Raw genomic sequence first — 12,461 nt, forward strand, 5'->3', positions numbered from 1 at the left:
CCGGCGTGATCGTCAACGGCAGCATGGCGGGCCACTCGGCAGAGATCGAACACCTGACACAAATTCCATCGGGCGAGCTGTATAACGGCACCAAAGTCACCCAGATGGAAGATGACATCAAGAAGCTGCTGGGCCGTTATGGCTATGCCTATCCGCGCGTGATGACGCAGCCTGAAATCAACGACGCCGATAAAACGGTGAAGCTGCATATCAGCGTGGACGCCGGCAACCGTTACTACGTGCGTAAAGTGCGCTTCGAGGGCAATGACACCTCGAAAGATGCGGTGCTGCGTCGTGAAATGCGTCAGATGGAAGGCGCCTGGCTGGGCAGCGATCTGGTTGAGCAGGGCAAAGAGCGTCTGAACCGCACCGGCTACTTTGAAACGGTCGATGTCGATACGCAGCGCGTACCGGGCGTGCCGGACCAGGTAGACGTGGTCTACAAGGTGAAAGAGCGCAACACCGGCACCTTTAACTTCGGCGTCGGCTACGGCACTGAAAGCGGCGTCAGCTTCCAGGTCGGCGTAACCCAGGATAACTGGCTGGGCACCGGCAACACGGTAAGCATCAGCGGCACCAAGAATGACTACCAGACCTACGCGGAATTCTCGCTGACCGATCCGTACTTTACGGTAGACGGCGTGAGCCTGGGCGGTCGCGTCTTCTATAACGACTTTAAAGCGGACGATGCGGATCTGTCGGACTACACCAACAAAAGTTATGGCGTAGACGGCACCCTGGGCTTCCCGGTCAATGAAAACAACACGCTGCGCGTTGGTCTGGGCTATGTGCACAACGACCTCTCCAACATGCAACCGCAGGTGGCGATGTGGCGCTATCTCGACTCTGTCGGTAAGCCGCAGGAGCTTAATGACAAGGGCGACTTCTCTGCGGATGACTTCACCTTCAACTACGGCTGGACCTATAATACCCTGGATCGTGGCTTCTTCCCGACCGCGGGTAACCGTACCAACCTGAACGGTAAAGTCACTATTCCGGGCTCCGACAACAGCTTCTATAAAGCGACGCTGGATACCCAACAGTATGTGCCGCTTAACCGCGATCGTACCTGGGTGCTGTTAGGACGCGGCCGCGTCGGTTACGGCGATGGTCTGGGCGGCAAAGAGATGCCGTTCTACGAGAACTTCTATGCGGGCGGCTCCAGCACCGTACGTGGTTTCCGCTCCAATACCATCGGTCCGAAAGCGGCTTACCTGAACGACGGCTCGTCAACCTGTACGCTGACCGATCCGAACGGCATCTGTAAGTCGAGCGACGCAGTAGGCGGCAACGCGATGGCGGTGGCCAGCCTGGAGCTGATTACCCCGACGCCGTTCCTGAGCGAGAAATACGCAAACTCAGTACGTACCTCGCTGTTCGTGGATGCGGGTACCGTCTGGGATACCAAGTGGCAGAATACGGATGAAACCCGCGCCGCCGGCATCCCGGACTATAGCGATCCAAACAATATCCGCGTTTCGAGCGGTATTGCGCTGCAGTGGATGTCCCCGCTGGGGCCGCTGGTCTTCTCTTATGCGCAGCCGGTCAAAAAAGTGGAAGGGGACAAATCAGAACAGTTCCAGTTTAACATTGGTAAAACCTGGTAAGGTTCTGAGCAAGGAAGCATAAGCTGAAGTCTTGCTACCGAACCGCGGTCTCTATAGCGGTTCGGAGCAAACACTGTGTCGCTGACACAAACGTTGATGGTAAGGAGTTTATAGTGAAAAAGTTGTTGTGTGCCGCAGGACTGGGTCTTGCTTTAGCTGTTTCCGCAGGCGCTCAGGCTGCTGACAAAATCGCAGTGGTAAACGTGTCCAGCATTTTCCAACAGTTACCGCAACGTGCGACCGTTGCTAAACAGCTGGAAAACGAGTTCAAAGGCCGCGCAACCGAGCTGCAGAGCCAGGAACGCGACCTGCAGACTAAAATGCAGCGCCTGCAGCGCGACGGTTCAACCATGAAGGCCAGCGATCGTAGCCGCATGGAAAAAGACGTTATGGCGCAGCGCGAAGCTTTCTCTTCTAAAGCCCAGGCTTTTGAGCAGGATAACCGCCGTCGTCAGATGGAAGAGCGTAACAAACTGCTGAGCCGTATTCAGGACGCCGTGAAGAAAGTGGCAAGCGACGAAGGTTATGACGTGGTGATCGACGCCAACGCTGTGGCTTACGCGTCAAACGCGAAAGACATTACTGCTGACGTGCTGAAACAGGTTAAATAATCGATGTCATCAATTCGACTGGCTGATTTAGCCCAGCAGTTGGATGCAGAATTGCACGGAGATGGCGATATCGCCATCTCCGGCATTGCTTCTATGCAATCCGCCCAAACCGGCCAAATCACATTTCTTAGCAACAGCCGCTACCGCGAGCAACTCGTCCAGTGTCAGGCATCGGCCGTGGTGCTGACGGAAGCGGATCTGGAGTGGTGTCACACGGCCGCGCTGGTGGTGAAAAATCCCTATCTGACCTATGCACGCATGGCTCAGCTGCTGGATACTACGCCGCAGCCTGCACAAAATATCGCGCCCAGCGCGGTAATCGATCCCAGCGCGAAGCTGGGGCAAAACGTCTCTGTCGGCGCTAACGCGGTAATCGAATCCGACGTAGTGCTGGGCGACAACGTGGTGATCGGCGCAGGCTGCTTCGTCGGTAAAAAGACGCGCATCGGCAACAATAGCCGTCTCTGGGCTAACGTGACGGTCTACCATGAAATCGAAATCGGTCAGGATTGTCTGATTCAGTCCGGCACCGTTATCGGTGCAGATGGTTTCGGCTACGCCAACGATCGCGGTAATTGGGTGAAAATCCCGCAGCTTGGCGCTGTAATTATCGGCGATCGAGTAGAAATCGGTGCCTGTACCACTATCGATCGTGGCGCGCTGGATAACACTCTGATCGGCAATGGTGTTATCATAGACAACCAGTGTCAGATCGCACACAACGTGGTTATTGGCGACAATACCGCGGTTGCGGGTGGTGTGATCATGGCGGGTAGTTTGAAAATTGGACGTTACTGTATGATTGGCGGCGCCAGCGTCATTAACGGCCATATGGAAATCTGTGACAAGGTGACCGTGACCGGTATGGGCATGGTTATGCGTCCTATCACAGAGCCTGGGGTATACTCGTCGGGCATTCCGCTACAACCCAATAAAACCTGGCGCAAAACTGCAGCGCTGGTGATGAACATCGATGACATGAGCAAGCGCTTAAAAGCCATCGAGCGGAAGGTCGGCAAAGACGACTAAACGCCATCCCACATGCGACCGGCTTGCTAATAAAAATGTTAAGCAGGTAAGCCAGGCGCCATTGAACCGATTTCGGCCTGCGGAGGATCGTTTTGATCCGTGCAGGCCGTGTTATTGATGTCATCAGATTTTTAGGACAGGAAGAGTATTTTGACTACTGAAACTCATACTCTGAAAATTGAAGAAATTTTAGAGCTGCTGCCGCACCGCTACCCGTTTCTGCTTGTTGATCGCGTGCTGGAGTTTGAAGAGCACAAGTATCTGCGCGCCGTTAAGAACGTCTCTGTTAATGAACCGTTTTTCCAGGGGCATTTCCCTGGTAAACCGATTTTCCCTGGCGTTCTGATCCTCGAAGCGATGGCGCAGGCTACCGGTATTCTGGCGTTCAAAAGCGTTGGTAAACTGGAGCCAGGCGAGCTCTACTATTTCGCCGGCATCGACGAAGCCCGTTTCAAACGTCCGGTCGTACCGGGCGATCAAATGATCATGGAAGTGACTTTCGAGAAAACCCGCCGCGGTTTGACGCGCTTTAAAGGCGTTGCTACCGTTGACGGCAAGATTGTCTGTGAAGCGACCATGATGTGTGCCCGTAGCCGGGAGGCATAATCTGTGATTGATCCAACCGCCACCATCCATGCCAGTTCCGTCATCGAAGAAGGGGCCGTTATCGGTCCCAACGTTCACATCGGCCCGTTCTGCTTTATCGGCGCGCATGTGGAGATCGGTGAAGGTACGGTCCTGAAGTCGCACGTGGTCATTAATGGCCATACGCGTATCGGGAAAGATAACCAGATCTATCAGTTCGCCTCTATCGGCGAAGTGAATCAGGATCTTAAATACGCTGGCGAGCCGACCCGCGTTGAAGTGGGCGATCGCAATCGCATCCGCGAAAGCGTGACCATTCATCGCGGCACCGTGCAGGGCGGCGGCGTCACCACCATCGGCAGCGATAACCTGCTGATGGTGAATGCGCACATTGCGCATGACTGCGTGATCGGCAACCGCTGCATTTTCGCCAACAACGCCACGCTGGGCGGCCACGTTACCGTGGACGACTTCGCGATTATCGGCGGCATGACGGCGGTGCATCAGTGGTGCACTATCGGCGCGCACGTGATGGTCGGCGGTTGTTCAGGCGTCGCGCAGGATGTGCCGCCCTACGTTATCGCGCAGGGCAACCACGCGACGCCGTTCGGCATCAATATTGAAGGTCTGAAGCGTCGTGGCTTCAGCAAAGAGGCGCTGCACGCCATTCGCAACGCCTATAAACTGCTCTACCGCAGCAACAAAACGCTGGACGAAGCCAAGCCGGAAATTGAAGCGCTGGCGAAGCAGCATAGCGAAGTGCAGCCCTTCTACGACTTCTTTGCTCGTTCTACGCGTGGGTTGATTCGTTAATTCATGTCAGTGCGTCCCCTTACGATAGCCCTGGTCGCCGGAGAAACCTCCGGCGATATTCTTGGTGCCGGTCTTATCCGCGCGCTGAAAGCGCGTCATCCTGATGCCCGTTTCGTTGGTGTGGCAGGCCCGCGCATGCAGGCTGAAGGCTGCGAAACCTGGTATGAGATGGAAGAACTGGCGGTGATGGGCATAGTGGAAGTGCTGGGTCGCCTGCCGCGCCTGATGAAGATTGGCCGGGATCTGACGCAGCGCTTTACCGAACTGAAGCCGGATGTATTCGTCGGTATCGATGCGCCCGATTTCAATATCACGCTGGAAGGGCGGCTGAAGCGCAACGGCATCCGCACCATTCACTACGTCAGCCCGTCGGTCTGGGCTTGGCGGCAAAAGCGCGTGTTTAAAATCGGCCGCAACACTAATCTGGTGCTCGCGTTTCTGCCGTTTGAAAAAGCCTTCTACGATCGTTTTAACGTGCCGTGTCGCTTTATCGGCCACACCATGGCGGATGCGATGCCGCTGCAGCCGGACAAACCGGCCGCACGCCGTACGCTGGGTATTAGCGACGAGGCGCTCTGCCTGGCGCTGCTGCCCGGCAGCCGTCATGCGGAAGTAGAGATGCTCAGCGCCGATTTTTTACGCGCGGCGCAGCTGCTGCGCGTGCGCTATCCGGCGCTGGAGATCGTCGTGCCGCTGGTCAACGCCAAACGTCGTGCGCAGTTCGAACAGATCAAAGCCGAGATCGCCCCTGAATTGCCGATGCATCTGCTGGATGGTCAGGGTCGCGAAGCGATGATTGCGAGCGACGCCGCGATTCTTGCATCCGGCACCGCCGCGCTGGAGTGTATGCTGGCAAAATGTCCGATGGTAGTCGGCTATCGTATGAAGCCTTCGACCTTCTGGCTGGCGAAGCGGTTGGTGAAGACGCCATACGTCTCGCTGCCTAACTTGCTGGCGGGACGCGAACTGGTGAAAGAGCTGCTGCAGGAGGAGTGCGAACCGCACGCGCTGGCGGCGGCGCTGGAACCGCTGCTGCACGCCGGTCCGCAACGCGATGCGCTGCTCGCGACCTTTAGCGAGCTGCATCAGCAGATTCGCTGGAACGCAGATGAACAGGCAGCGGACGCCGTACTGGAGATCGCCAATGGCTGATTTTATCTATCCCAATGCCCGCCTGATTGCGGGCGTTGACGAAGTGGGCCGCGGTCCGCTGGTCGGCGCGGTCGTCACGGCGGCGGTTATTCTCGATCCGGCCAATCCGATTCAGGGTCTGGCCGACTCAAAAAAACTCTCTGAAAAACGCCGCCTCGCGTTATTCGACGAGATTAAAGAAAAAGCGCTGGCGTGGAGCTTAGGCCGCGCCGAGCCGGAAGAGATCGACCAGCTCAATATCCTGCACGCCACCATGCTGGCGATGCAGCGCGCGGTGGCGGGGCTGACGATAACGCCTGATTTCGTACTGGTAGACGGCAACCGCACTCCCGCGCTGCCGATGCCGTCGCAGGCGGTGGTGAAAGGCGACAGCCTGGTGGCTGAAATCAGCGCGGCGTCGATTATCGCTAAAGTGTCGCGCGATCGCGAAATGGCTGAGCTGGATCGGCTCTTTCCTGAGTATGGCTTTGCGCAGCACAAAGGCTATCCTACCGCGCTGCATATGGAAAAACTGACGCAACACGGCGCGACGCCGCACCATCGCCGCAGCTTTGCGCCGGTGCGCAACGCCCTGATAGACGCTGAAGTTCTGGCCGCAGGCCAGCCAGCTACGCTTTAATAGCCTGACGCTGTTTTAACCGGAAACTGATATGGCTGAACCCCGTTTTATACATCTGCATGTCCACAGTGACTACTCGATGATCGATGGCCTGGCGAAAACCGGGCCGCTGGTCAAAAAGGCGGCTGCGCTGGGCATGCCCGCTCTCGCTATCACGGACTTTACCAACCTTTGCGGGCTGGTGCGTTTCTATGGCAGCGCACACGGCGCGGGGATCAAACCGATTATCGGCGCGGACTTTAAGGTCGCCAGCGAGCTGATGGGTGACGAGCTGACGCAGCTGACGGTGCTGGCCGCGAACAATACCGGCTATCAGAACCTGACGCTGCTTATCTCCCGCGCGTATCAGCGCGGCTACGGCATCGCCGGTCCGGTTATCGACCGCGACTGGCTGGCGGAGCTGGGTGAAGGGTTAATTCTGCTCTCCGGCGGACGCTGCGGCGATGTGGGCCGCAGCCTGCTGCGCGGCAACAGCGCGCTGGTTGCGCAGTGCCTGAGCTTTTATCAGACGCACTTTCCCGATCGCTACTACCTTGAGCTGGTGCGTACCGGCCGCGCCGACGAGGAGAGTTATCTCCATGCCGCGGTTGAGCTCGCCATCGCCGAGGGCGTACCGGTGGTCGCCACCAACGAAGTCTGCTTCCTTAATGAAGAGGATTTCGACGCGCATGAAATCCGCGTGGCGATCCACGACGGCTATACGCTGGACGATCCCAAGCGCCCGCGCAACTACAGTCCTCAGCAATATATGCGCAGCGAAGAGGAGATGTGCGAGCTTTTCTCGGACATCCCGGAAGCGCTGGAAAACAGCGTAGAGATTGCTAAGCGCTGCAACGTCACGGTACGCCTCGGCGAATATTTCCTGCCGCAGTTCCCGACCGGCGACATGACCACCGAAGATTTTCTGGTAATGAAGTCGCGTGAAGGTCTGGAAGAGCGCCTTGAGTTCCTCTTTCCCGATCCGGAAGTGCGCGCGCAGAAGCGCCCTGAATATGATGAGCGTCTGGAGATCGAGCTTAACGTTATCAACCAGATGGGCTTCCCCGGCTACTTCCTGATCGTGATGGAGTTTATCCAGTGGTCGAAAGATAACGGCATTCCGGTAGGGCCAGGACGCGGCTCCGGCGCCGGTTCGCTGGTTGCCTACGCGCTGAAAATCACCGATCTCGATCCGCTGGAGTTTGACCTGCTGTTCGAACGTTTCCTTAACCCGGAACGCGTCTCGATGCCTGACTTCGACGTCGACTTCTGTATGGAAAAGCGCGACCAGGTCATCGATCACGTCGCCGAAATGTACGGACGTGAGGCGGTATCGCAGATCATTACCTTCGGCACCATGGCGGCGAAAGCGGTTATCCGCGACGTTGGCCGCGTGCTGGGTCATCCCTACGGCTTTGTCGATCGCATCTCTAAGCTGATCCCGCCCGATCCCGGCATGACGCTGGAAAAAGCGTTCGCTGTCGAACCGCAGCTGCCGGAAATGTACGACGCGGACGAAGAGGTCAAAGCGCTGATCGATATGGCGCGCAAGCTGGAAGGCGTAACGCGTAACGCCGGTAAGCATGCCGGCGGCGTGGTGATCGCCCCGACGCAGATCACCGACTTCGCGCCGCTCTACTGTGACGAAAACGGCAATCATCCGGTCACGCAGTTCGATAAAAATGACGTAGAGTACGCCGGTCTGGTGAAGTTCGACTTCCTGGGACTGCGTACGCTCACCATCATCGACTGGGCGCTGAAGATGATCAATCCGCGCCGGGAGAAGCAGGGCCTGCCGCCGATCGATATCGCCGCGATTCCGCTGGATGATAAAAAAAGCTTCGATATGCTGCAGCGCGCGGAAACCACGGCGGTGTTCCAGCTTGAATCGCGCGGCATGAAAGATCTTATCAAGCGTCTGAAGCCGGACTGCTTTGAAGATATGATCGCGCTGGTGGCGCTGTTCCGTCCCGGCCCGCTGCAGTCGGGCATGGTGGATAACTTTATCGACCGTAAACACGGACGCGAAGCGATCTCCTATCCCGATATCCAGTGGCAGCATGAAAGCCTGAAGCCGGTGCTTGAGCCTACCTACGGCATTATCCTTTATCAGGAACAGGTCATGCAGATCGCCCAGGTGCTCTCCGGCTATACCCTGGGCGGTGCGGATATGCTGCGCCGCGCAATGGGTAAAAAGAAGCCGGAAGAGATGGCCAAGCAGCGCTCGGTGTTTAAAGAGGGCGCGGAGCGCATGGGCATCGACGGCGAACTGTCGATGAAGATTTTTGACCTGGTGGAGAAATTCGCCGGTTATGGCTTTAACAAATCGCACTCGGCCGCCTATGCGCTGGTCTCTTACCAGACGCTGTGGCTGAAGGCGCACTATCCGGCTGAGTTTATGGCGGCGGTGATGACCGCCGATATGGACAACACCGAGAAGGTGGTCGGCCTGGTGGATGAGTGCTGGCGTATGGGCCTGAAGGTACTGCCGCCTGATATCAACTCCGGGCTCTATCAGTTCCACGTCAACGACGACGGCGAGATCGTTTACGGTATCGGCGCGATCAAAGGCGTCGGCGAAGGCCCGATCGAAGCGATCCTTGAGGCGCGCAACCAGGATGGCTATTTCCGCGAGCTGTTCGATCTCTGCGCGCGCACCGATACCAAAAAGATCAACCGTCGCGTGATGGAGAAGCTGATCATGTCCGGCGCCTTCGATCGTCTTGGCCCGCACCGCGCGGCGCTGATGAGTTCGCTCGGCGACGCGCTGAAAGCGGCGGATCAGCACGCCAAAGCGGAGGCGATAGGCCAGGCCGATATGTTCGGCGTGCTGGCGGAAGAGCCGGAGCAGGTTGAAAAATCCTACGCCAGCGTAACGCCCTGGCCAGAGCAGGTGCAGCTTGACGGCGAGCGCGAAACGCTCGGACTCTATCTCACCGGCCATCCGATTAATCAGTACCTGAAAGAGATCGAGCGCTATGTGGGCGGCATGCGCCTGAAGGACATGCATCCTACCGAGCGTGGTAAAATTACCGTTGCTGCCGGTCTGGTGGTGGCGGCCCGCGTGATGGTGACCAAGCGCGGCAACCGAATTGGTATCTGTACTCTGGACGACCGCTCCGGGCGTCTGGAGGTGATGTTATTTACCGATGCGTTAGACAAATACCAGCAGCTGCTGGAGAAAGACCGTATCCTGATCGTCAGCGGACAGGTCAGCTTTGATGACTTCAGCGGCGGCCTTAAAATGACCGCCCGTGAAGTCATGGACATTGACGAAGCGCGCGAAAAATACGCGCGCGGACTTGCTATCTCGCTGACGGACAGGCAAATTGATGACCAGCTATTAAACCGGCTCCGCCAGTCTCTTGAGCCCCATCGCTCAGGGACGATTCCGGTGAATCTCTACTATCAGAGAGCCGACGCGCGAGCGAAGCTACGCTTTGGTGCAGCGTGGCGTATTTCGCCCAGCGATCGCCTGCTCAACGAATTACGTTCGTTGATAGGGTCGGAGCAGGTTGAACTGGAGTTTGACTAAAACAGGAACATTATGAGTCTTAATTACCTGGATTTTGAACAGCCGATCGCTGAACTTGAAGCGAAAATTGATTCGCTTACGTCGATTGGTCGTCAGGATGATAAACACATTAATCTGGATGAAGAGGTGCAGCGTCTGCGCGAAAAAAGCGTTGAGCTGACCCGCAAAATCTTCGCCGATTTAGGCGCATGGCAGGTCGCGCAGCTGGCGCGTCATCCGCTGCGTCCTTATACGCTGGACTATGTTCGCAACGCTTTTGACGACTTTGACGAGCTGGCTGGCGATCGCGCCTATGCCGACGACAAAGCCATTGTCGGCGGTATCGCCCGTCTCGACGGCCGCCCGGTAATGATCATTGGTCATCAAAAAGGTCGCGAAACCAAAGAGAAAATCCGCCGCAACTTCGGTATGCCGGCGCCGGAAGGCTACCGTAAAGCGCTGCGTCTGATGGAGATGGCCGAGCGCTTCAAAATGCCGCTGATCACCTTTATCGACACGCCGGGTGCCTATCCGGGCGTTGGCGCGGAAGAGCGTGGCCAGTCAGAAGCGATCGCCCGCAATCTGCGCGAAATGTCTGGTCTGAAAATTCCGGTTATCTGCACCGTGATTGGCGAAGGCGGCTCCGGTGGCGCGCTGGCGATCGGCGTTGGCGACAAAGTGAATATGCTTCAGTACAGCACCTATTCGGTGATCTCGCCGGAAGGCTGTGCCTCAATTCTGTGGAAAAGCGCGGATAAAGCCCCGCTGGCGGCAGAAGCGATGGGCATCACGGCTAACCGTCTGAAAGAGCTGAAGCTGATTGACTCAATCATCCCTGAACCGCTGGGCGGCGCGCATCGTCAGCCGGTGGATATGGCGCTGTCGCTGAAAAACCAGCTGCTGGCCGATCTCGCCGATCTCGACACGCTGAGCACCGAAGAGCTGCTCGACCGTCGCTATCAGCGTCTGATGAGCTACGGCTACGCTTAACAGCGCAAACCTTTGAGAAAGCGGACTCCGGTCCGCTTTTTTTATGCCTTTATTTTGCCAGCCGTCAACAGAGGAGAGCATTCCGACAGCTCGCCGCCGCTATCCTTCGCTATGATTAGCCATGCCACATTAAAAGGGAGGTGCGCATTGAATATTCTGGCGATGATGGGTTCACACGGCATGTTTTATAAAGACGAGCCGCTGCGCGAACTGACAGCGGCGCTGACGCAGCAGGGCTTTCAGCTTATTTATCCAACCAGTATCGACGACCTGCTGAAGCTGATAGAGCACAACCCGCGCATCTGCGGCGTTATCTTTGACTGGGACGCGCATAACAGCCCGGCGCTCTGTGCGGATATCAACCAGCTTAATGAATACCTGCCGCTCTACGCCTTTATCAACACCCATTCGCAGATGGATGTCAGCATCAATGAGATGCGCATGGCGCTTCATTTCTTTGAATACGCGCTGAGCGCCGCGGACGATATCGCGCTGCATATTCGCCAGTACACCGACGACTACATCGACCATATTACGCCGCCGCTGACCAAAGCGCTGTTTACCTATGTGAAAGAGGGTAAGTACACCTTCTGTACGCCCGGCCATATGGGCGGCACCGCCTTTCAAAAAAGCCCGGTCGGCAGTCTCTTCTACGACTTCTTCGGCGCGAACACGCTAAAGGCGGATATTTCTATCTCGGTAACGGAGCTGGGCTCGCTGCTCGATCATACCGGTCCGCATCTGGAGGCGGAGGAGTATGTCGCCAGAACCTTCGGTGCCGAACAGAGCTATATGGTGACTAACGGCACCTCAACCTCGAATAAAATCGTCGGCATGTATGCGGCGCCGACGGGCAGTACGGTATTAATCGACCGCAACTGCCATAAGTCGCTGACCCATTTGCTGATGATGAGCGATCTGGTGCCCATCTGGCTGAAGCCGACGCGTAACGCGCTGGGCATTCTCGGCGGTATCCCCAAACGAGAGTTTACCCGTGCCAGCATTGAGCAGAAGGTCGCGAATACCGCGCGCGCCAGCTGGCCGGTGCACGCCGTGATCACCAACTCCACCTACGATGGCCTGCTTTATAACACCCAGTACATCAAGCAGACGCTGGAGGTGCCGTCGATCCATTTTGATTCCGCCTGGGTGCCCTATACCAATTTTCACCCCATCTATGAGGGGAAAAGCGGTATGAGCGGCGAGCGCACGCCCGGTAAGGTGATTTATGAAACCCAGTCGACGCACAAGCTGCTGGCGGCCTTCTCGCAGGCGTCGCTGATCCATATTAAAGGTGACTACGACGAGCATACCTTTAATGAAGCCTACATGATGCACACCACCACTTCGCCCAACTATGCGATTGTATCGTCTATTGAAACAGCGGCGGCGATGCTGCGTGGCAATCCAGGCAAGCGGCTGATCAACCGCTCGGTCGAGCGCGCGCTGCATTTTCGCCGGGAGATCCAGCGCCTACGGGAGGAGTCCGACAGCTGGTTCTTCGATATCTGGCAGCCGGCGCATGTGGACGAAGCGGAGTGCTGGCCGATCCAGCCGGGCGA

Annotated in this window: 10 protein-coding genes; all 10 read left to right on the plus strand. The window is 57.1% G+C overall.

Translation table 11 applies throughout. The features are described from left to right. Window positions 1-1,607, plus strand: a 1,607-nt coding sequence (gene bamA, locus B3797_RS06140) for an outer membrane protein assembly factor BamA (protein ID WP_311790646.1), incomplete at its 5' end; no start/stop codon positions are given. 113 nt (window positions 1,608-1,720) lie between these two features. Continuing rightward, entirely contained in the window at window positions 1,721-2,218 is a 498-nt protein-coding gene (gene skp / locus B3797_RS06145) for a molecular chaperone Skp (protein ID WP_311783038.1), read from the plus strand. Window positions 2,219-2,221: 3 nt separating this feature from the next. Further along, on the plus strand, window positions 2,222-3,247 hold the full coding sequence (gene lpxD, locus B3797_RS06150) for a UDP-3-O-(3-hydroxymyristoyl)glucosamine N-acyltransferase (RefSeq protein WP_120455848.1): 1,026 nt from the start codon (window positions 2,222-2,224) through the stop codon (window positions 3,245-3,247). 150 nt (window positions 3,248-3,397) lie between these two features. Next, window positions 3,398-3,853, plus strand: coding sequence for a 3-hydroxyacyl-ACP dehydratase FabZ (gene fabZ / locus B3797_RS06155; protein ID WP_013507953.1), 456 nt, complete (start codon window positions 3,398-3,400; stop codon window positions 3,851-3,853). A 3-nt stretch (window positions 3,854-3,856) separates the two neighbouring features. After that, window positions 3,857-4,645, plus strand: coding sequence for an acyl-ACP--UDP-N-acetylglucosamine O-acyltransferase (lpxA, locus tag B3797_RS06160; protein WP_120455850.1), 789 nt, complete (start codon window positions 3,857-3,859; stop codon window positions 4,643-4,645). A 3-nt stretch (window positions 4,646-4,648) separates the two neighbouring features. After that, window positions 4,649-5,797, plus strand: a complete 1,149-nt coding sequence (gene lpxB / locus B3797_RS06165) for a lipid-A-disaccharide synthase (protein ID WP_311783037.1) — start codon at window positions 4,649-4,651, stop codon at window positions 5,795-5,797. Next, on the plus strand, window positions 5,790-6,416 hold the full coding sequence (gene rnhB / locus B3797_RS06170; protein WP_311783036.1) for a ribonuclease HII: 627 nt from the start codon (window positions 5,790-5,792) through the stop codon (window positions 6,414-6,416). Before lpxB ends, rnhB begins: the two co-directional genes overlap by 8 nt. 31 nt (window positions 6,417-6,447) lie before the next feature. Further along, window positions 6,448-9,930, plus strand: coding sequence for a DNA polymerase III subunit alpha (dnaE, locus tag B3797_RS06175; RefSeq protein ID WP_311783035.1), 3,483 nt, complete (start codon window positions 6,448-6,450; stop codon window positions 9,928-9,930). A gap of 12 nt (window positions 9,931-9,942) precedes the next feature. After that, complete coding sequence (gene accA / locus B3797_RS06180) at window positions 9,943-10,899, plus strand: acetyl-CoA carboxylase carboxyl transferase subunit alpha (RefSeq protein ID WP_033749600.1); 957 nt, start codon at window positions 9,943-9,945, stop codon at window positions 10,897-10,899. A 147-nt stretch (window positions 10,900-11,046) separates the two neighbouring features. Continuing rightward, window positions 11,047-12,461 (plus strand): Orn/Lys/Arg decarboxylase N-terminal domain-containing protein (locus B3797_RS06185; RefSeq protein WP_311790647.1); only part of this gene is annotated, 1,415 nt, incomplete at its 3' end.

Origin of the sequence: Pantoea sp. UBA5923, from assembly GCF_002431095.1 — a bacterium.
GTDB lineage: Bacteria > Pseudomonadota > Gammaproteobacteria > Enterobacterales > Enterobacteriaceae > Pantoea > Pantoea piersonii.

Coding starts and splice junctions, on each gene's coding strand:
- dnaE (WP_311783035.1), top strand. CDS start 6,448: ATGGCTGAACCCCGTTTTATACATCTGCATGTCCACAGTGACTACTCG.
- lpxB (WP_311783037.1), top strand. CDS start 4,649: ATGTCAGTGCGTCCCCTTACGATAGCCCTGGTCGCCGGAGAAACCTCC.
- rnhB (WP_311783036.1), top strand. CDS start 5,790: ATGGCTGATTTTATCTATCCCAATGCCCGCCTGATTGCGGGCGTTGAC.
- lpxD (WP_120455848.1), top strand. CDS start 2,222: ATGTCATCAATTCGACTGGCTGATTTAGCCCAGCAGTTGGATGCAGAA.
- accA (WP_033749600.1), top strand. CDS start 9,943: ATGAGTCTTAATTACCTGGATTTTGAACAGCCGATCGCTGAACTTGAA.